Origin of the sequence: Azospirillum soli (genome assembly GCF_017876165.1) — a bacterium.
GTDB classification, from domain to species: Bacteria; Pseudomonadota; Alphaproteobacteria; order Azospirillales; family Azospirillaceae; genus Azospirillum; species Azospirillum soli.
This window is the reverse complement of sequence record NZ_JAGINQ010000011.1, coordinates 120,622-140,088: the sequence shown is the minus strand read 5'-3', so window position 1 is coordinate 140,088 and position 19,467 is coordinate 120,622. Positions and strand designations below refer to the sequence as shown.

Genomic DNA, 19,467 nt, shown 5'->3' with positions numbered 1-19,467 from the left:
ACGAGAATGTCCGCGTACCAGCCGCCCCTTCAGGCCATGCGCTTCCTGCTGCATGAGGTGCTCGACGCGCCCGGCGTCCTCGCCGGAGCCGGGTGGGAGGATCTGTCGGGTGAGCTGTTCGACGACGTGCTGGCCCAGGCCGGCCGCATCGCCGGGGAGGTTCTGTTCCCCCTGAACCGCTCCGGCGATGAGGAGGGGGTGCGCGTCGAAGCCGGCGGGGTGCGCATGCCCGCCGGCTTCGGCGCCGCCTATCGTGCGTGGAGTGACGGCGGCTGGAACGGGCTGGCCGGCGACCCGGCCTATGGCGGTCAGGGCATGCCGGCGGTGCTCGACACGCTGGTGACGGAGATGGTGTGCGGCGCCAACCTCGCCTTCAGCATCGTGCCCGGCCTGACGCAGGGCGCCATCCGCGCCATCGCGGCGCACGCCAGCGACGCGCTGAAGGACGCCTATCTGCCGAAGATGATCGCCGGCGACTGGACCGGCGCCATGGCCCTGACCGAACCCCACGCCGGCACCGATCTGGGCCTGCTGCGCACGCGGGCGGAACCGGCGGGTGACGGCGGCTATCGCGTGACCGGTCAGAAGATGTTCATTTCCTCGGCCGACCACGACCTGACCGACAACCTCGTCCATCTGGTGCTGGCGCGGCTGCCCGACGCGCCGCCCGGCACGCGGGGCATCAGCCTGTTCCTAGTGCCGAAGCGGCTGCCGGACGGCGCCCGCAACGGCTGGACCGTCCTGTCGTCCGAGCAGAAGATGGGCCTGCACGCCTCGCCCACCTGCGTGGTGTCCTACGAGGGGGCCGTGGGCTGGATGGTCGGCCAGCCGCACCGGGGCTTGTCCGCCATGTTCACGATGATGAACCACGAGCGGCTGTTCGTCGGCATCCAGGGCATCGGCGTGGGCGAGAGCGCCGCGCAGTCCGCCCTGGCCTACGCGCGGGAGCGCGAACAGGGCCGCGCGCCGGACGGGCCGCGCCGTCCCGACCGCCCGGCCGACCCCATCGTCCACCATCCCGACGTGCGGCGGATGGTGCTGACCGCCCGTGCGCTAACCGACGCCGGCCGCGCGCTGGCCGCCTGGACCGCCCTGTGGCTGGACCGCGCGCAGCACGCCACCGACCCCGCCGTGGCGGAGGAGGCTGAGGACTGGGCGGCCCTGCTGACCCCGGTCATCAAGGCGGCCGGCACCGATTTCGGGTTCGAGGCGGCGGTGCTGGCGCAGCAGGTCATGGGCGGCCACGGCTACATCCGCGACTGGGGGGTGGAGCAACTCGTCCGCGATGTGCGCGCGACGCAAATCTACGAGGGAACCAACGGCGTCCAGGCACTCGACCTCGTGCAGCGCAAGCTGGCTCTGCACGGCGGTCGGCCGGTCGCCCGCCTCTTCGCGGCGCTCGACGAGGCGGTGAGGGGGCTGGAGTCCGAACCGGCCACCCGCGATCTCGCCGGTCCGTTGCGGGACGCTGCGCGGAGACTGCGCGGTGTGGTGTCATGGCTTGCCGAGGCCGGGGCGCAAAGTCCGCTCGCGCCGGCCTCGGCGGCGACGGACACGTTGCGGCTGCTCGCGCTGGTGACCTACGGCTGGATGTGGGCGCTGATGGCAAGCGCGGCGGCCAAGCGGCCCACAGGCTACGACGCGGCGTTTCTGAACGCGCGCATCAGCCTCGCCCGCTTCTTCTCAAAACGGCTCCTGCCGGAGATCGTGGCGCTGGACCTGCGCATCCGCGATGGACACGCGTGCCTGTTCGACGAGGCTCTGACGGACGACTTGGCCGCCATCGGCGGCTAGCCGCCCGGGCGATTCGCTTCCAGCCGCGACTCAGCCAGCGGAGGCTTGGGCGCGGGCGGCGGCACGTTCGGCGTCCTTGGCGCGGCGGTTCCGGCGCTTCAGCAGCCACATGGCCGTGCCCGTCACCGCGAACAGGGGGGGCAGGATGCCCGAGAGAAACACCAGGATCTTCCAGGTCCATCCCAGCCCCGCACCGGCATGCAGCGCACGCTGCCATCCGATGATGGTCTCGCCGACCGAATAGCGGCGGGGATCGCGGATCTCGACGACCCGCGCCGTCCATGGGTCGACGAAGGCCGTGACCATGGGGGCGCCGTGCTCGTGCCCCGGTGGAGCGAAGTTGACCCGGTAGGCCTGATCGGGCCGTGGCGGCAGCATGACCGAGCGGAATTGCCCGTCGGGCACGGCGGCCCGCGCCAGCGTCACCACCTGCCCGACGTCGGCCGGCGTGGCGCCGCGCACCGCCTCCACCTTCACCCCGGCGCGCAGGTCGCGCGCGGGGAAGGCGCTGCCGATGGCGGCGTTCAGCGTCTGCGGGAAGGCCAGATAGACGCCGCTGAAGGTCACGACCACATACACCGCCAGCGACCAGACGCCCACGGCCCCGTGCAGTTCGCGATGCAGCCGCACGCCCCGCGCGCCGCGCTTCACCATGAAGGCCGCCGCCCAGCGGCCGGCGCGCGGCCACCACAGCACCAGCCCGGTGATGCCGAGAGCCAGCATCGCCACGCCCAGCCAGCCGATGACCTCGCGCCCCGTGCGGTCGGGGATCAGCAGGTTGGCGTGCAGCAGGAAAATTTGACGCATCAGGCCGCCGCTGCCGGGCGGCTTGCTCTCCAGCACCGCCAGGGAGACCGGGTCGATCTGCATCGTGGTGCCGCCCTGCCCCGGACCCGAGCGTCCCGGCGGCGTGAAGCGCACCGAGGCGGGCTCGCCCGCTTCCCCGAGCAACGACACCATGCTGGGCGCCAGTCCCTGCGGCGCGGCGGCCTTTGCCGCCTCCAGGATCGCGGCCACGGACTGCGGTTCGCCGACGGCCAGCGTGTAGGCGGGCGGATCCGCGAACAGGTCCTCCAGCTCTTGATCGAACACCAGGATGGACCCGGTGATGCCGAGCATCGCCAGCGGAAGGCAAAGGATCAGCCCGACCCACAGATGGATGTTCTGAAGGGTGCGGTACCAAAGGCGGTTCTGGCGCGGAATTGTCGGCATGGCTGGCTCGGAAGGGATGGCTGGCGGGAAGCGGCCGGACCAGGGGTTGGGCCGGCCTCGGACGATGCCGCGATGGGCGACCGTCAATTGCGCGAAGGAAGGATCATTGCAGCCTTCTCCTGAAAGCTGACATGTGGGTTGCGCGAATAGTTCTCATTATCGCACCACTGGCCTGTTTGGAATTGATTTGATAATCATTCTCAATATTGTTCGGTGTCCGGCTGCGGGGGCACGGTGAAGCGCCGATCACCGGCCGCGTGAGGCGCTATTTTTCCCGAAGCGGCGGCGGCAGGGGCACCACCGCACCGTCCCACCCGCCGCCCAGGGCCTTGTACAGCCCGACCGCCGCGTTGAAGCGCGCCAGGGTCGCCTGAACGACGGCGTCGTTGGACTGGAACAGGGTGCGCTGCGCGTCGAGGACGTTCAGGAAGGGCACGGTGCCGGTCCGGAACCGCGTGTCGACGATGCGCAACGCCTCCCCGGCCTGTTCCTGCGCCTCCTGAGCGTAGCGCTGCTGGGTCTGCCCGTTGGCGACCGCGCTGAGGGCGTCCTCGGTATCGCGCAGCGCGATCAGGACGGCGGACCGGTAGGCCTCCTCCAACTCGCGCGCGCGGGCGGCCGCCGCGTCCTCCTGCGCCTCCAGCCGGCCGCCCTCGAACAGTGGCGCGGCCAGCGATCCGGCGGCGTTGTACAGCAGGCCGGCCGGATTCAGCATGTCGGTCAGCGAGGCGCTCTGAACCCCGCCGCGCGCGGTCAGCACCAGGGAGGGAAAGCGCGCCGCGCGCGCCGCCACGGTGTCGGCGGCGGCGGCGCGCAGGTTCGCGTCGGCCTGACGCAGGTCGGGACGGCGGGTCAGCAGCTGCGACGGCAAGCCGGCGGTGACCGGCGGCAGCGTCAGGTCCGCCAGCGATTGGCTACGCACCGTGAAGCCCTGCGGAGGGCGCCCCAGGAGGACGGCGAGCGCATCCAGGGACTGCCGCTCCGCCTGCTGCAAGGCCGGGAGGGCGGCGCGCTGGCTGGCGACCGCGCTGCGCTGCTGGGCGACTTCGAGGTCCGACGCGGCGCCGAGCTGCACCTGCCGCTCCAGCAGCCTCAGCACGTCCTCGGCCACGCCCAGCGTCTGCGTCGCCAGCCGCAGCCGGTCGCGCGCCGCCAGCACCTGGAAGAAGGTGGCGGCGACTTCGGAGCGCAGGGTCAGGGCAAGCGATTCGCGGTCGTACAGGGTCGCTTCGAGCTGGGCCCGCGCGGCGTCCGCCGTTGCCGCGTTCCGCCCGAACAGGTCGATCTCGTAGCCGACCTGGAGCGTTCCCTGGTAGCTCGACGACATGGAGGAAGCACCGCCGGAGATGCTCCGCCCGGTGGCGGTGCTCCGCGCGGTGGCGTGCGGGGTCCAGCTGCGGCTGGCACCGCCGGACAGGTCGACGGTCGGCAGCAGCGCGGCCCCGGCGGCGCGGGTCTGTGCCTCGACCTGTTGGATGCGGGCGAGAGCGGCGGCGAGGTCGCTGTTGCCGGCCTCCGCCTCGTTGATCAGGCCGTCGAGTTCGGCATTGCCGAAGCCCCGCCACCACGCGGCGTCCGGCCATTGGCCGACGCCCTCGGTCTCGGTGTCCCAGGCGGCCGGCAGCTCCGCCTTCGGCGGCTGGTGCAACGGGCCGAGGGAACAGCCGGCCAGCAGCAGGGTCAAGGCCGCGGCGGCGGCAAAGCGGGCGGTGGCGGTGCGTGTCGTGGTCATCAGGATCATTCCGAGGCGAGCGCCACGACGGGGTCAAGGTCGGCGGCCTTGCGCGCGGGGATGTAGCCGAACAGCAGGCCGGTGGCGAAGGCGCACCCGAAGGCGAGCAGCACCGGCTCCGGCGTCACCAGAACCGGGCGGCCGAAGAAGGCGAAGGCCCAGGTGACGCCCAGCCCGGCGGCGACGCCGATGGCCCCGCCCAGCGTGCAGATGGCCAGCGCCTCGCTGTTGAACTGCAACAGGATGTTGATGCGGCGCGCCCCGGTCGCCATGCGCACGCCGATCTCCCGCGTGCGCTCAGTCACGCTGACCAGCATGATGTTCATCACGCCGATGCCCCCGACCAGAAGCGAGATGGCCGCGATGGATCCCAGCAGGAGGGTCAGCGTGTTCTGCGTCTCGGTCGCCGTTTGCAGGATGGACGCCATGTTGCGGATCTGGAAATCCTCCGCCTGGTGGCGGGCCAGCAGCAGGTCGCGGATCGCGCGTTCCGTCTCCTCGATGGCGGCGACGTCGGCGACCTGCACGGTGATGGAGCGCACGTAATGCTGCCCGAACAGCCGCAGGCTTCCGGTGGTCAGCGGCACATAGGCCACGTCGTCCATGTCGCTGCCCATGGGCGACGCCCCCTTGGGCGCCATGGTGCCGATGACCAGGAACGGGATGTTGTTCATCAGGATGTAGGAACCGACGGGGTCCTCGCCGTCCGGGAACAGCGCCCTGGCGACCGTCCGGCCAATGACGGCGACGGGGGCGTAGGCCCGGACGTCCTCCTCCTCGAAGAAGACCCCGGACGCCACCGGCCAGTCGCGCGCCTTCGGGAAGTCGGCGCTGGTCGCCGTCACCGACGTGGCGTAGTCGCGGCCGCCGCGCCGCAGCGTCGCCGATCCGGGATATTCGGGCACGGCGGCGGCGACGTTGGGCAGGGTCGCGATGGCCTCCGCGTCGGCCGCCACCAGGGTGGCGGTCACGCCGCCGGACGGCCGGACGTTCGGCGCGCCGGGCCGGACCAGCAGCAGGTTGGTGCCCATGGAGGTGATGCGGTTCAGCACCTCCTGCTGGGCGCCGTGGCCGATGGCCAGCATGGCGACCACCGACGCCACGCCGATGATGATGCCGAGCAGCGTCAGCAGCGTCCGCATCAGGTTGTTGCGCAGGGAATGCAGCGCCATGCGCCCGGCCTCGACCACGTCGCCCGCCGTCACCGCGGCGGCGTTCGCCGGCCGGGGCAGCGGTTCCAGGGGCACGGCCGGCGCCGCACCCGGCTGCGTCACGTCGGAGACGATGCGGCCGTCCTTGATCTCGATGATCCGCTTGGCCTGTTGGGCGACGGCGGGATCGTGGGTGATCAGCAGGACGGTGTGCCCGCGCTCGTTCAGGTCGCGCAGCAGGCGCATCACCTCGACGCCGCTGCGGCTGTCGAGCGCGCCGGTCGGCTCGTCCGCCAGGATGATGCCGCCGCCGTTCATCAGCGCCCGCGCGATGGAGACGCGCTGCTGCTGCCCACCCGACAGCTGCGACGGGTGATGGTCCAACCGTTCGCCCAGGCCCAGCCCGGTCAGAAGCTCGCGCGCCCGTCGCGCCCGCTCCTCGCGGGGCATGCGGGTGTAGACCGCCGGCATCTCGACGTTCTCGCGGGCGGTCGAGGTGGCGAGCAGGTTGTACTGCTGGAAGATGAAGCCGAAGCGTTCGCGCCGCAGGATCGCGCGGCGGTCGGCGTCCAGGCCGGTGACCTCCTCGCCGTCCACGCGGTAGGAACCGGAGGTCGGCCGGTCCAGCAGCCCGATCAGGTTCATCAGCGTCGATTTGCCGGATCCCGACGCGCCCATGATGGCGACGAACTCGCCCGCATGGATGTCCAGGGAGATGCCGTGCAGAACCGGCACCTCCAGGTTGCCGCGCCGGAAGCTGCGCGTGACGTCGCGCAGCGCGATCTGCGGGGCGCCCGAGGGGGAGGACGTCATGAGGGTGGTGGTCGAGGGAGAGGCGGTCATAGGCGGGGCGCCCGGGTCGCGGGGCCGCCGGGCGGCGGTCCGCCATCGGGCCGGCCGCTCGCCGCTTGGGCGCCGCCCGGCGCGTCGAGGACCACCTGGTCGCCCGGCTGCAGGCCCTTGCGGATTTCCGCCGAGACGCGGTTGGTCACGCCGATCTCGACCGTGCGCTCGACCGGTTCGCCGTTCTCCAGGACGCGCACGGTGTACTGGCCGCGCTGGCGCGGCACGGGGCGCAGCGCCGCCATCGGCACCACCGGGACGTTCTTCGCCTGCGCGGCGATGAAGAAGACGTGCGCGCTCATCTGCGGCAGCAGCTCGTGTCCGGGGTTGGGCACATCGAACAGCGAGGCGAAGAGGACGACGTTGTTCACCACCTCCGGCGTCGGCAGGATCTGGCGCAATTCGCCGTTGCGGCGGCGGTCGGGCTGGCCGAGGGTCGTGAAGTAGGCGGGCATGCCCAGTTTCAGCCGGGGCACGTCGGCCTCCGACACCTGCGTGCGCACGGTCATGGTGTCCAGCTCGGCGATGCGCAGGATGATCGGCGCCTGCTGGTTGGCGTTCAGCGTCTGGCCCAGGCGCGCCGTGATGTCCACCACCGTGCCGGAGATCGGCGCGTAGATCTTGGTGTAGCCGAGGTTCGCCTGATCCCCCTTCAGGGTCGATTCCGTCTGCTTGATCTGCGCCTCCAGCGCGGCGATCTGGGCGGCAAGCGCCTTGCGCGCGGCGTCGGCGCTGTCGAAGGCATCCTGGCTGGTCGCGCGGTCAGCCAACAGCCGGCGCTGCCGGTCGAACTGCTTTTCCGCCAGCGTCAGCTGGACCTGCCGCTCCGTCACCTGGGCGCGCAGGTTCAGCAACTGCGCCTGGGAGGCGGCGACGCGCGCCTCGTAAACGGTGGGGTCGATCTGCGCCAGGAGCTGGCCCTGCTCCACCTTGGCGCCATAGTCCACCAGGATCGCCTTGAGCTGCCCCGACACCTGAGTGCCCACGTCGACGTAGGTGCGCGCCTGGAGCGTTCCGACGGCGGACACGGTGTCTTCCACCGAACCAAGGGCAACCGTGTGGGTGCGGTAGGCGGGGGGCGGTTTGGCGTTCGCGGTCCACAGCCACCAGCCGAAAGCGGCGGCGACCGGGACCGCGACGAGGAACAGACGTTTCACGAAAGGCTTCCGATGGGATGCGTTTGATACGCATTTTCAATCGCCTGCCGCGTTCGAGCGCAAGGGTATTTTGGTTGCAGAGTGTAACGGTGTGTAACCGTCGGGCGCCGGCCTGCCTCGTGATGGGGCTGAAGCGTGGCGGTGCCGGCAGGAGGCAAGCGCCGAGGAGCAACGTGAGGGGCTCAAGGACGCAATCGTGCGCCACCTTAATCGCTTCGCGTTCCGCGAAGCGCCCTTGCGGTTCGACTGGTAGGACGAATAGGCCCCTCCCCTACCGGTGCTTCGTTGAGCGTGCGTATTTCCTGGCATAGCCGATGAGCGAACCGTGCACGACGCCGGCGGCCAAGCTGGTGTGGCCGCTGAAGATCACGAGGCCAAGGCCCCAGCCTTGCCAAGCGACGAGGACGCCCAGCGCCAGCAGCAGAGCGCATGTTCCGGCGATGCGCAGGGCGCGCGTTACGGACCTCGGCAGAGACCGTCCGATGACGTCGCGCTGCTGGCGGTCCATCGCCAACGCCAGCGCGGTGAACCCCGCCAGGCTCAGCACGAACGGCAAGAGATGGTTCATGCTTCACCTTCACGCAACGCGACGCCGCTCGCAGGTTGCCGATCCGGCCTGCGTACGGATTGAAGTTCGGGCCGGTGCCGGGCCGTGCGCATCGCCAACACCGCGTGGAGCACGGCCAGCGCCCAGCACATCAGGTCCATGCCGACGAACACCCAGTCGCCTTCGGCCAGGCTGTGCCACAGGGACCGTTGCGTGGTGACCGCGTTGAGGACGGGCAACAGCGTCAGCAGTGCGGTGGCCGTCCACAGCTGTTCGACCCAAGCCTTCCGGGGCGGACGCAGGACGGCGTGCACCAGCGCCAGCGCCCAGACGATGAAGAACATATGGACCTCCCAGCTCGCGCGTTCCGCCAGCGTCTGGGGCAGCAGGCGGTTGGCCCAAAGGAACGCCGTCATGGCGACCGACAGGCCGGCGATGCTCGCGACATTCAGCCGCTCCACGACGCGGAAGCCGACGTAGGGCCGATCCGGATCGGGCAGCTTCTGCCGCCGCTTCACGGTCCACATCACCAGACCGGTGCCCACCATGGCCGTGCCGCTGAGGCTGACGAGAACGTACAGCCAGCGCGTCACGGTGTCGCTGAAACGCCCCAGATGCAGCGCATAGAGCACGCCGCGCGTCTCGGCCGCCGGCCCCACGCCCTCGCGGATTCCCAGCAGCCTGCCGGTGGCGCCCTCGAACTCCATGTACTGCGGGCTCATGGAGACACGGCCGGCCTCCCCGCGCGCCACGGCCACCCGCGCGGCGGCATCGCCGGGGTGAGTGATCGTGACGCGGCCGACATTGTCGCGGCCCCAGCGTTCCTGTGCCTGCCACACCATGTCCTCGACCGACGCGAGCGGCACCTTTTCCCCGGTGGCCCTGCCCGGCTGGATGAAGGCGCTGAGTTCGGCCGTAAGCTGCTGGCGCTCGGCCTGCGTTTTGAAGGCCGCCTGTTCGCCCCATGGCATGTACAGCGCCATCAGCGTGACCAGCCCGGTGTAGGTGATCATCGCATGGAACGGCAGCCCGAACACCGACAGCGCGTTGTGCGCGTCGAGCCACGAGCGCTGCCCCTTGCCCCAGCGGAAGGTGAAGAAATCGGCGAAGATCTTCTTGTGCGTGATGACGCCGCTGACGATGGCCACGAGCATGAACATGGCCGCGACACCCGCGATCCACCGCCCCCACACCGCCGGCATGTAATGGAACTGGAAGTGAAAACGATAAAAGAAGTCGCCGCCCAGCGTATCGCGCGAGGTCACCTTCCGGCCGGTGGAGGGATCGAGGTTGGCTTCACCGAAGCCGCGCTGGCCCGGAGTGGAGGATGTGCGCCAGAAGGCTTGGACGCTGTTGTTGCGCGCGTCCGGCAGGCGCATGCCCCATTGCGGGCTGCCGGACGCGAGGGTGCCGAGTTCGTCGGCGATGCGCTGGGCCACCACGGCCCGATCGGGCACTTGGACCTGATGCGGCAGTTCGGGACGCATCCATTGCGACAGCTCGTCCTTGAAATAGGCCACGGTCCCAGTGAGGAACATGGCATAAAGGATCCAGCCGAGTAGCAGGCCGGTCCACGTGTGCAGGTCGGACATGCTCTGCCGGATGCCGCGACCGGCGGGGCGCGGCTCTTGCTTCGTCTTCACGCGGGATCTCCTCGTCACCAGACCGACCACGCGGCCAGCAGCAGCGGCGCGGCCACCGCAAGCAGCCCCGCCCAGGCACGCAGGGCACTGCGCGCCGCGAAGACCCAGATCACGGCACCGGCGTAGATCGCGAAACTCGCCAGCATACCGGTGAGCACGGCCTGGGGCTTGCTCATCGGAAGCGCGAGTGCAGCCACGCTGCCGAGCGCGGCCAGCGCATAGCCGCCGAACAGCGCGGCCACGATGCGCGAGACAAGCGGACCGACCTTGCGGAGCCGCTTCGCCGCCGCGCTCATTGGCTGGAGGGGGGGCTGGAGGGTGCCGCCGGCCCCTCGGGCACCGCTGCCCTTCCAGGGCATGTCAGAATCCATCAGACCCTACTCGTCGGGTGAGGCCGTCCTTGCCCCGGCCGGCTTGACGAACCCGTCGAGCCGACCGGGAGACGGGAGCATCAGAAGTCGACCGAGGCGGACAGCAGCACGGTCCGAGGTGCGCCGACGGTCACGTAGGTGCCGGTCGTGAGCCAATAGTTCTTGTCGAAAAGGTTCTCGACGTTGGCGCGCAGCACGACGGGCTTGCCCGCCACCGTGGCGTTGTAGCGGGCGCCGATGTCCACGCGGGTCCAGTCGTCGAAGCGCAAGGTGTTGGCGTTGGTCAGATACGAGCCCGAGGTGTAAATCACGCGCCCGTTGAGGGCGAGGCCGTCAACCCACGGCGTATCCCAGTCGAGGCCGGCGGAGAAGGTCTTGTCCGGCACGCCGGCGGCGTCGTTGCCCTGCTCCGACGCAACGGCCGTGCGCGTCAGTTCCGGCTTCAGGAAGGACGCGCTGGCCATGCCGCGCAGGCCGGGCAGAAGCTCGCCATAGGCCGACAGTTCCAGGCCGCGGTTGCGCTGCTCGCCGTCGTAGGCCAACTCGTTGGACGCCGTGCGGATCGAGTTCGGCTTCGACAGCTGGAAGACGGCGGCCGCCGTCGTGATGGTGCCCCAATCGACCTTGACGCCGGCCTCATACTGCTTCGACTTGTACGGAGCCAGCACCGCGCCTGTGTTGGCGTAGCCGGCGCCGACGATGGTGCCGCGCGTCAGGCCCTCGGCGTAGTTCGCGTAGACCGAGACATAATCCAGCGGCTTGACGACCAGGCCCGCCAGAGGCGTCGTTGCGCTGGCGTCATACTTGCTCGTCAGCGCGCCGGTGGTCGTGCTGTAGCTGTCCACCTTCACCGTCTGGTCACGCACGCCCACGGTCAGCAGCACGCGGTCGTCCAGGACCGACAGCGTGTCGGCCACCGCGACGCTGGTCAGCGTCGTGTCGGATGCCTTCTGCGGGTCGGTGCGCGGGGCGGTGATGACGGGAAGCGGAGACGGCCTGTAGATGTTCGACGCGTTCGTGCCGGCCGACTGAATGTAGACGTTGCCGGCTTCCTGCTTGAAGCCCGAATAGCCGACGTTCAGCGAGTGGCGGATGGGGCCCGTTTCGAAGCGCCAGCGCACGCCGGCCGTGCCGCTGACCGTCTCGGTGTAGGAATCGTAATAGGAGCTGCGGACCGAGAAGTTGCCGAGCGCGTTCACGGCAGGGCCGGAAACCGGGAAGATCTGGTCGTTCGAGCCGTCCCGGTACCCGATTCCCGCGTAGGCGGTCAGCGATTCCGTCAGGTCGAGCTCGATGTTCGAGGCGACGGTCTTGTCCTTCTGAAGGAGCGTCGTGCCCGGATACCAGTTGCTGCGCGCGTCGGGCGGAGCCGGGATGGCCGTGGTGGTGGGAAGGATGCCGATCTGCGGACGGAAGTTGTCCGTATCGTCACGCTGGATGACGGCGTCGAACGACCAGCGCAGGCGCTCGCCCCGATAGTCCACCGCCAGCGCGCCGACGCCGCTCCGCACGTTGCCGTCATCGATCGAGGCTTCGCCGTCGCGCAGCAGGCCGTTGAACCGCACGCCCCAGGCGTTGTTCTCTCCAAAGCGCCGCCCCGTGTCCACATGGAGGCCGAAGTTGGAATCGCTTTGGTACGTGGTGGTCAGGCGCGTCAGGGGAACATCACCGGCGCGCTTGCTGACGATGTTGATGCCGCCGCCGATGCTGCCGCCGGGAGCGATGCCGTTGATGAGCGCGCCGGGTCCCTTGAGCAGCTCAATGCGCTCGATGAGTTGCGCGGGCACGCGGTTGGAGGAAACCAGGCCGTACAGGCCGTTGAAGCCCACGTCGCTCGAAGGAACCGTGAAGCCACGAATCTGGAACGTGTCGTCGAAGCCGTTGCTGCCCGTCGTGAGGCGCACCGAGGCGTCGTTGATCAGCGTGTCGGCCGCCGTGCGCGCCTGCTGGTTCTCGATCAGGTCGGAGGTGTAGTTGACCGTGCTGAACGGCGTGTCCATGGTGTCCTTGGCGCCGAGCAGCCCCAGCGATCCGCCTCGTGCGACCTGGCCTCCGGCATAGGGCGGCGGAAGTTCGCCCGGAAGCGGCCCAGGGGTGGCCGTGACCTGCAGGGATGGCAAGGTCGTAGGTCCGGGCGTTGCGGCCGGGGCGGTTGCCGGCGACTGGGCATGGGCTGCCGACGAGAAGGAAAAGCTGCCCGCCAGCACGGCGCCGGCCAAGTGGGCAGCCATGGCGACCGGCCGCAGACCGGGAACGAAGGCGTCGGGCGCAGCGCACGTGTCGCTGCGACGGTGGGCGGCTTGGCGCAAAGCAGCCTCGCCGTGGGCTCGTTTCATGGTGCCGGTTCCTCTGTCAAACGGCGGTCTCTGGAACGCAATGTCAGCGGCCGGCACGGTGTCCCCCGAAGGGGTCGGTATCGGCGTCAACTAATGCAAATGCGAATCATTATCATTGTATGCAGGGCGTGGCGGCTCCTGCAAGACATGTCTGCTGCCAGACCGTCGCGAACTGTGGAGATGGATGATGGTGCGCCCCGCCCGGCACGCACGCTCGGCGTCAATCGCAAGACAGTGCGAGAGTGGGTGCCGTCAGGCCGCCCTCCGGTCTGGCCCTGGCGATCCCGCGGCAGTGCGGTCGATGTCCATGCCGTGTACCTGCATTAGCGCTGAGGCAACGGCTGCCATAATGCCGCTTGGCTTTGGCAGGAGAGGCAGGAGCGAGGCTTCCGCGGCCAATTACGGACGGTTCCGCGCTGGATCCGCCCCTTCGCAATGCGCGACCCGACCTCATCCGGTGCGATGCGCACAGCGGGAGTGTGGAAGATGCCCTCGAAACGTTGGGCATCGTGGCTGGTGGTGGCCGATCCGGAAATGAACGACGCCGTCGAGCAACGGTTCGTCGATGCCCTGATTCTCGGTTCTTCGGAACTGGCCCGGAACTTGGGGTCGTTGCCTACGACAGGCCCCCATCCATGCAACACGTTGACTTCTGGCGCCGTGTCCGTCGGTTCAACGCGTCGTACGGCCGGCGCATGAATGCTTCATGTTCGGCCGGCTGTATGCCCCTCTCGCACTTTGCCTGAGGCAAAGGGCGAGAGCTGCGCAAAGTGCTGTCGGGTTTAAACCGACGACGTTTGATGGAAGCCATCAAACGCCTTCGGTATCAGAAAGAGTTTCCGTTGATGACCGGGCGGCAAGGGAAAGCCGGACTGGATGTCCGCCAAGCCGCGCAACCGGGCCGCCAAAGCCGGATCGAACGGGACGACTTTGCGGGTGTCGAGATCCACATGAATCGAAAGCTGCTCCATGGTCGCGGCGACCGTTCCGTCATCCGCCCGTCTCAGTTCCAGCAGGCTCAGCATTCGCTTGTCGTCGGCGTCCAACAACCGCATGGCCAGGACGAGCGGCGTTCCGGCGCGCAATTCACGCCGGTAGTGGACCGCGACGTTGACGACGAACAGGCCATACCGTTTCTCCCGCGTGTAGGTTTCACCCAACCCCCAGCGGTCGAGAAGGGCGTAGCCGACCTCATCGAACAGGGCGACGTAGCGCACCATGTTCATGTGGCCATACAGGTCGATCCAGTCCTCCTCGACGGTCCGCACGTCCGAGAGCAGGATCTCCGTCGGCAGCGTATCGTCCCCGCTCATTGGAAAATTCCGGCGTGCCGTTCACGAAGCAGCGCCTTCTGCACCTTGCCCATGCTGTTGCGCGGCAGTTCGTCAACGACAATCACACGCTTGGGCTGCTTGTAACGGGCCAGGCGTTCGGTCAGCGCAGCGGTCACGGCGGCTTCGGTGATGGGCGCGGAGTGGTCGGGCACGAGCACGGCCACCACGCCCTCCCCGAAATCAGGGTGAGGAACGCCGACGACGGCGCTTTCCAGGACTCCGGGAAGGGCGTCGATCTCCCCTTCCACCTCCTTGGGGTAAACGTTGAAGCCACCGCTGATGATGAGATCCTTGCCGCGTCCGACGATGTGCAGATAGCCGCGCTCGTCGATCCGGCCGAGGTCGCCGGTGATGAAGAAGCCGTCCGCGCGAAACTCGGCGGCGGTCTTCTCCGGCATGCGCCAGTACCCCTTGAAGACGTTCGGGCCTTTCACCTCCACCACGCCGATTTCGCCGTCCGGCAGCAGGGCACCGGTTTGTGGGTCGGCGATGCGCGCCTCGACCCCCGGCAGAGGCAGGCCCACCGTGCCGGCGATGCGGTCACCATCGTAGGGGTTGGAGGTGAGCATCCCCGTTTCGGTCATGCCGTAGCGCTCCAGGATCCGGTGACTGGTGCGCGATTCCCAGGCACGGTGCGTTTCGGCCAGCAGGGGCGCCGAACCGGAAACGAACAGACGGACGGAACGGCACAGATCCGCCGTCAGCGCGTCCTGCCCGAGCAGCCGGGTGTAGAAGGTCGGCACCCCCATCATCACCGTGGAGCGGGGCAGCCTTTCCAGCATCGCCGCTGGGTCGAAGCGCGGCAGCAAAATCGTTGTCGCCCCGGCCATCAGCGCCACGTTGCAGGCGACGAACAGGCCGTGGGTGTGGAACAGCGGCAGAGCATGGAGCAGCACGTCCTCCGGCGTGAACCTCCATTCCGCGCGGAGCACTTGCGCGTTGGTCAGCAGGTTTCCCTGGGTCAGCATCGCGCCCTTGGAACGCCCGGTGGTGCCCGAGGTGTAGAGGATGGCGGCGAGGTCGTCGGTGCCGCAAGCGACCGTCGCGAAGTCGTCCGGTTGCCCCGCCATGGCATCCGCGAGCGAGCCCCTTCCCTGGGCGTCGAGAGTGAGTAGGCGCGCGTCGCCGGCCATCGGCGCGGTGGCCTCCAACCGCGCCGGATCGCAGACGACCAGCGCCGGCTCGGCATCCCCGATGAAGTAGCCGAGTTCGGCCGGGGTGTAGGCGGTGTTCAGCGGCAGATAGACCGCCCCGGACCGCAAGCACCCGAGATAGAGGACGAGCGCTTCGAGCGACTTCTCCACCTGGACGGCGACACGGTCGCCCGGCCGCACTCCGGCGGCGGTAATGGCGTTGGCCATCCGCCCGGACGCCGCGCGCAGTTCGCCGTAAGTCACGCGGCCGCCGTCGGCCAGTTCGATGGCGCCGCGGCCCGGATCGACGGACGGGTTCAGGACATGGTTGAATAGGGATTCGGACATGGTTCGGGTTCCGCAAGGGTCGTGAGGGGCTGGGACGCCACACCTCAGACGTTGGGGGAGTGCTCCGGCGGGAAGACGGCCCGCAACCATTGCCGGATGGCGGCGATGACCGGCGTGTTCCATTTCTGGGCCGGAGCGATGAAGTAATAGCCGCCGATGGTGACGTTGCTGTCCACCATCTCCATCAGTTCGCCGCGGGCCAACTCGTCGGCGACCAGCAGGTCGCTGACCAGCGCCACCCCGCGGCCGAGGCGGGCGGCCTCGATAGTCAGGTGGGCCTGCCACAGCCGGGGGCCGCGCAGCCGGAACAGGTCGGTCACGCCGGCCTCCTCCAGCCACGCCTCCCACATGCCGGTCGACTGTTCGTGGATCAGGGGCAAGCCGATGAGATCGGCGGGGGTGCGCACGTCGGGATAGCGCGCCTTGAACTCCGGGCTGGCGATGGCGAGGATGCGGGGCCGGGCGAACATTTCCGACCGCAGCCCCTCGGCGACCGCGCCGTCGTCGAGGTACATGATCTCGGCGTCGGCCTCCTCTCGGCTGAAATCCGGGCGGGTCGAGGTCGGCTGCAGGATTACCTCGCGGCCGGCCAACGCCTCCTCCAGCTCGGGAAGGTGGGCGAGCAGGCGACGCGAGGCCAGACCGGCCAAACAGCAGATATGGACCGCCTCCATCCCGCCGTTGCGCAGCTCGTTGCTGGCGTCGGCGATCAGGTCGAAGGCACGGCGCAACTGGGCGGCGAAGCGAACACCTTCCCGAGTGAGGGACAGACCGCGCCCCGACCGCGCCACCAGCTTCACGCCGACCGACTGCTCCAGGTTCTGGATGTGGCGCGACACCACCGTGTGGGACACCGCCAGTTCATCGGCGGCGGCCCGCACGGTGCCCTGGCGCGCGAAGATGTCGAAGGCACGAAGGGCAAGAAGGGGCGGAAGGCGACGCGCCATGCGGACCTTGGAGCTTTGGGCGAGACCGGCGGCAGTATGGAACATTTCCGCCAGCATCGCACGCGCCCCTTCGCCGTTCTCCGACTTCCCTTCCGGCGGGTTTGGCATCACACCACCGCATCGCGCCGGAACGCGTCGATCTCGGCGGGGCTGAAGCCCAGTTCCGCAAGGATCTCGCCAGTGTGCTCACCCAGACGCGGGGCCGGAGCTTCGGCCGGCAGGGGCGCTTCGGGCATGGTGATCGGGACGGCGGCGAAGCGCTTGCCCGACCCTTCCGGCACCTCGACGACCATCTTGCGGTGGATCACCTGGGGATCGGCCAGGGCGTCCGGCACGCTGTTGATCGGGCTGGCCGGGACGTCGGCCTCCTCCAGGATGTCCAGCCACGTGTCGCGGTCGCGGGTGAGGAAGACCTCCTTGAGCAGCGGCTCCAGCTCCGCGTGGTGGGAGTTGCGGGCCGAGCCGGTGGGGAAGCGCGGGTCGGCCAGCAGGTGCTCCAACCCCATGGCGCGACACATCCGTTCCCACTGCTCGTTGGTGTCCACGCAGACGGCGATCGGGTTGTCGGTGGTGGCAAAGGCCTGGAACGGGGCGATCAGCGGGTGGCGGTTGCCCAGCGCGCGCGGCGTCTCCCCGGCGTTGAGATAACGCGCGATGGCGTTTTCCATCAGGGCCAGCTGACAGTCCAGCATGGCCACGTCGATGAAGCTGCCCTCGCCGGTGCTCGCCCGCTTCTGCAAGGCGGCGAGGATGCCGATGGCGGCGAACAGGCTGGAACCGATGTCGCCGATCGACGCGCCGACGCGGCAGGGATCGCCGCCCGGTTCGCCGGTGATGCTCATCATCCCCGACATCGCCTGCGCCACCACATCGAAACAGGGGCGGTGGCGGTAAGGTCCGCTCTGCCCGAAGCCGGAGATCGAGGCGTAGATCAGCCGCTCGTTCACCGCCTTCAGGTCGGCGTAGCCCAGCCCCAGGCGGTCCATCGCCCCCGCCCGGTTGTTCTCCACCAGCACGTCGCAGGTGCTAACGATTTTTTTAAAAATCTCCTTACCCTTTTCCTCCTTCAAGTTGAGGGTCAGGCTTCGCTTGTTGCGGTTGACGCTCAGAAAGTAAATGCTCTCTTCGTCGCTGAAGGGAGCAATGACGCGGGTGAAATCACCTTTCCCGGGACGCTCGATCTTGATGACGTCCGCCCCCAGCGCGCCGAGCAGCCAAGTGCTGTAGGGACCGGCCAACATATGCGTGAGATCGACCACGCGCACGCCGGCCAGAGGAGCGTCGCGGCGCTGCGTATCGGTGCTTGGCATGAATGATCCTCTGGGTTGCCGGACACCCGAAAGTCGGGCCGAACGGGGCCGCGCACCCGGCAGGGACCTCGTCGGGCCCAGGCGGCGGCGGGAATGCGATGTCCTAGGCTTGCGCCCCGCCGACCGGAAAACAATCACTTAGTTTGGCCCAATCCGGTGCATGGAACGCACCGGTCGCCGGGCTGGGCGATCGGCTTATTGGTGCGTTCCATGCACCGGACCGCAGCGTTTTTTCTTCTTGTGACGCCAGCAATGTCCGGTACTCTTTGATTTACCGGAAACGGATCGACACGATCGAAACCTCTATGGGCCTTCGGAAAGTCTTCGCGATTTCCGAGGCGGGCGAATCCTTTACTCTCTTCGCCTGTCCAGCGGAACCGCGCAACCCGCGTCGCGACAGCGTCAAGCGCCCTCCACAACCATGAAAGGACACCCTGCGGGTGATGGATCTTTCAGGCAAGACCGCCATCGTCGGCGCCTTTGAATCGACACGCAGGGATGCGCCGCGCGTCCATCCCTTCGCCCTACAGATGGATTGCATTCTTGGGGCGCTGGACGACGCGGGGCTAGCGCTGAAGGACGTGGACGGGCTGTGTGCGGCCTCCGGCGACTGGGCCGAGGGCGGCGGCACCATGGACGTGATCGAACTCGCGGAATACATCGGGATCACGCCCACCTACGTCAACAGCACCGACGTCGGCGGCTGCTCCTACATCATGCAGGCCGGCCAGGCGGCCGCGGCCATCGCGACCGGGCTCGCGGAGGTGGTCGTCATCAGCTATGCCGCCTGCCCGCGCTGGTGGCCGCTGAACACCCCGTCCTTCGATCCCTTCGTCTTTCCGGCCGGCCCCGGCCAGTACGAAATCCCCTACGCGCCGACGCTGATCTCCACCTACGGGCTGTTCGCCCGCCGTCACATGGACCTGTACGGCACCACGCCGGAGCAGCTGGCCCAGGTTGCCGTGACCTTCCGCAACCACGCGATCCAGAATCCCCACGCCCGGCTGCGCAAGCCGATCACGGTGGACGATGTGCTGGCCTCGCCGATGATCGCATCGCCGCTGCACCGGCTGGACTGCTGCGTGGTGACCGATGGCGGCGGTGCCGTCGTGATGACCAGCCGCGAACGGGCGCGCGATCTCAAGAAGAAGCCGGTCTATCTGGCGGGTTACGGCGCCGCCGTGGCGCGCACCCAGAACAGCCAGATTCCCGACGATCTGAAGACCCCGGCGGCGCTCTCCGGCCCGCGCGCCTTCGCCATGGCGGGAGTGACCCACGACGACATCGACGTCGCGCAGATCTATGACGCCTTCACCGTCACGCCCATGCTGGCGCTGGAGGATTTGGGGTTCTGCGGGCGGGGCGAAAGCGGGTCCTTCGTCGCGGACGGCAACCTGACGCTCGGCGGACGCCTGCCGTCCAACACCGACGGCGGGGGCCTGTCGTCCAACCATCCGGGCAAGCGCGGCATCTTCACGCTGATCGAAAGCGTCCGCCAGCTTCGCGGCGAAGGCCCGGGCGTCCAGGTGCCCGACGCCAAGGTCGCGATGGCCCACGGGCTGGGCGGCACCTTCTGCTCCGCCGCCACCGCAATCCTCGCCGTGTAGGT

The 19,467-nt window shown here is 68.8% G+C and carries 15 protein-coding genes; 3 read left to right on the top strand and 12 right to left on the bottom strand.

The window, feature by feature from the left end; genetic code table 11:
* The first annotated feature begins 6 nt into the window (after positions 1 to 6).
* Positions 7 to 1,794, top strand: a complete 1,788-nt coding sequence (locus J2852_RS18205) for an acyl-CoA dehydrogenase C-terminal domain-containing protein (RefSeq protein WP_209878102.1) — start codon at positions 7 to 9, stop codon at positions 1,792 to 1,794.
* A 30-nt stretch (positions 1,795 to 1,824) separates the two neighbouring features.
* Here the strand turns inward: J2852_RS18205 and J2852_RS18200 are convergent, their stop codons facing one another.
* From J2852_RS18200 to J2852_RS18185, 4 genes are all read right to left on the bottom strand, one after another.
* A complete protein-coding gene (locus J2852_RS18200; protein WP_209878100.1) occupies positions 1,825 to 3,006 on the bottom strand; it encodes a PepSY-associated TM helix domain-containing protein in 1,182 nt (393 codons plus the stop codon).
* Positions 3,007 to 3,271: 265 nt separating this feature from the next.
* Positions 3,272 to 4,738: an efflux transporter outer membrane subunit gene (locus J2852_RS18195; RefSeq protein ID WP_209878098.1), complete on the bottom strand. Its 1,467-nt coding sequence runs from the start codon at positions 4,736 to 4,738 to the stop codon at positions 3,272 to 3,274.
* Positions 4,739 to 4,743: 5 nt separating this feature from the next.
* Complete coding sequence (locus tag J2852_RS18190; RefSeq protein WP_246499803.1) at positions 4,744 to 6,732, bottom strand: MacB family efflux pump subunit; 1,989 nt, start codon at positions 6,730 to 6,732, stop codon at positions 4,744 to 4,746.
* The gene (locus tag J2852_RS18185) at positions 6,729 to 7,889 is read right to left on the bottom strand and encodes an efflux RND transporter periplasmic adaptor subunit (RefSeq protein WP_209878096.1); all 1,161 of its coding nucleotides are present in this window, start codon (positions 7,887 to 7,889) and stop codon (positions 6,729 to 6,731) included. The genes J2852_RS18190 and J2852_RS18185 overlap by 4 nt, the downstream gene beginning before the upstream one ends.
* Before the next feature lie 112 nt (positions 7,890 to 8,001).
* On the opposite strand from J2852_RS18185, the gene J2852_RS18180 reads away from it, so the two are divergent.
* Positions 8,002 to 8,142: a DUF2218 domain-containing protein gene (locus tag J2852_RS18180; protein WP_209878222.1), complete on the top strand. Its 141-nt coding sequence runs from the start codon at positions 8,002 to 8,004 to the stop codon at positions 8,140 to 8,142.
* 18 nt (positions 8,143 to 8,160) lie between these two features.
* On the opposite strand, the gene J2852_RS18175 is transcribed toward J2852_RS18180, so the two are convergent.
* The 8 genes from J2852_RS18175 to J2852_RS18140 all read right to left on the bottom strand — a co-directional run bounded on the left by J2852_RS18175 (position 8,161) and on the right by J2852_RS18140 (position 17,858).
* Positions 8,161 to 8,457 (bottom strand): DUF3325 domain-containing protein, encoded by a 297-nt coding sequence (locus tag J2852_RS18175; RefSeq protein ID WP_209878094.1) that lies wholly within the window; start codon positions 8,455 to 8,457, stop codon positions 8,161 to 8,163.
* Positions 8,454 to 10,079, bottom strand: a complete 1,626-nt coding sequence (locus J2852_RS18170; RefSeq protein ID WP_343206776.1) for a PepSY-associated TM helix domain-containing protein — start codon at positions 10,077 to 10,079, stop codon at positions 8,454 to 8,456. Before J2852_RS18170 ends, J2852_RS18175 begins: the two co-directional genes overlap by 4 nt.
* A 14-nt stretch (positions 10,080 to 10,093) precedes the next feature.
* Positions 10,094 to 10,450, bottom strand: a complete 357-nt coding sequence (locus tag J2852_RS18165; protein WP_246499802.1) for a DUF3649 domain-containing protein — start codon at positions 10,448 to 10,450, stop codon at positions 10,094 to 10,096.
* Between the two features lie 80 nt (positions 10,451 to 10,530).
* Positions 10,531 to 12,786: a TonB-dependent receptor gene (locus J2852_RS18160; protein ID WP_246499801.1), complete on the bottom strand. Its 2,256-nt coding sequence runs from the start codon at positions 12,784 to 12,786 to the stop codon at positions 10,531 to 10,533.
* Between the two features lie 782 nt (positions 12,787 to 13,568).
* Positions 13,569 to 14,099: a thioesterase family protein gene (locus J2852_RS18155; protein ID WP_209878092.1), complete on the bottom strand. Its 531-nt coding sequence runs from the start codon at positions 14,097 to 14,099 to the stop codon at positions 13,569 to 13,571.
* The gene (locus J2852_RS18150) at positions 14,096 to 15,601 is read right to left on the bottom strand and encodes a malonate--CoA ligase (RefSeq protein ID WP_209878090.1); all 1,506 of its coding nucleotides are present in this window, start codon (positions 15,599 to 15,601) and stop codon (positions 14,096 to 14,098) included. The genes J2852_RS18155 and J2852_RS18150 overlap by 4 nt, the downstream gene beginning before the upstream one ends.
* Positions 15,602 to 15,645: 44 nt before the next feature.
* Complete coding sequence (locus tag J2852_RS18145; RefSeq protein ID WP_209878088.1) at positions 15,646 to 16,656, bottom strand: LysR substrate-binding domain-containing protein; 1,011 nt, start codon at positions 16,654 to 16,656, stop codon at positions 15,646 to 15,648.
* The gene (locus tag J2852_RS18140; protein ID WP_209878086.1) at positions 16,656 to 17,858 is read right to left on the bottom strand and encodes a CaiB/BaiF CoA transferase family protein; all 1,203 of its coding nucleotides are present in this window, start codon (positions 17,856 to 17,858) and stop codon (positions 16,656 to 16,658) included. The genes J2852_RS18145 and J2852_RS18140 overlap by 1 nt, the downstream gene beginning before the upstream one ends.
* Positions 17,859 to 18,301: 443 nt before the next feature.
* On the opposite strand from J2852_RS18140, the gene J2852_RS18135 reads away from it, so the two are divergent.
* Complete coding sequence (locus J2852_RS18135) at positions 18,302 to 19,465, top strand: acetyl-CoA acetyltransferase (protein ID WP_211112273.1); 1,164 nt, start codon at positions 18,302 to 18,304, stop codon at positions 19,463 to 19,465.
* Positions 19,466 to 19,467: the final 2 nt, after the last annotated feature.

Excerpts from the sequence above, each read along its gene's own strand:
- J2852_RS18175 (WP_209878094.1), bottom strand. The coding sequence starts at position 8,457 with ATGAACCATCTCTTGCCGTTCGTGCTGAGCCTGGCGGGGTTCACCGCG.
- J2852_RS18160 (WP_246499801.1), bottom strand. The coding sequence starts at position 12,786 with ATGAAACGAGCCCACGGCGAGGCTGCTTTGCGCCAAGCCGCCCACCGT.
- J2852_RS18195 (WP_209878098.1), bottom strand. The coding sequence starts at position 4,738 with ATGACCACGACACGCACCGCCACCGCCCGCTTTGCCGCCGCCGCGGCC.
- J2852_RS18165 (WP_246499802.1), bottom strand. The coding sequence starts at position 10,450 with ATGGATTCTGACATGCCCTGGAAGGGCAGCGGTGCCCGAGGGGCCGGC.
- J2852_RS18205 (WP_209878102.1), top strand. The coding sequence starts at position 7 with ATGTCCGCGTACCAGCCGCCCCTTCAGGCCATGCGCTTCCTGCTGCAT.
- J2852_RS18200 (WP_209878100.1), bottom strand. The coding sequence starts at position 3,006 with ATGCCGACAATTCCGCGCCAGAACCGCCTTTGGTACCGCACCCTTCAG.
- J2852_RS18190 (WP_246499803.1), bottom strand. The coding sequence starts at position 6,732 with ATGACCGCCTCTCCCTCGACCACCACCCTCATGACGTCCTCCCCCTCG.
- J2852_RS18140 (WP_209878086.1), bottom strand. The coding sequence starts at position 17,858 with ATGCCAAGCACCGATACGCAGCGCCGCGACGCTCCTCTGGCCGGCGTG.
- J2852_RS18135 (WP_211112273.1), top strand. The coding sequence starts at position 18,302 with ATGGATCTTTCAGGCAAGACCGCCATCGTCGGCGCCTTTGAATCGACA.
- J2852_RS18145 (WP_209878088.1), bottom strand. The coding sequence starts at position 16,656 with ATGCCAAACCCGCCGGAAGGGAAGTCGGAGAACGGCGAAGGGGCGCGT.
- J2852_RS18150 (WP_209878090.1), bottom strand. The coding sequence starts at position 15,601 with ATGTCCGAATCCCTATTCAACCATGTCCTGAACCCGTCCGTCGATCCG.
- J2852_RS18155 (WP_209878092.1), bottom strand. The coding sequence starts at position 14,099 with ATGAGCGGGGACGATACGCTGCCGACGGAGATCCTGCTCTCGGACGTG.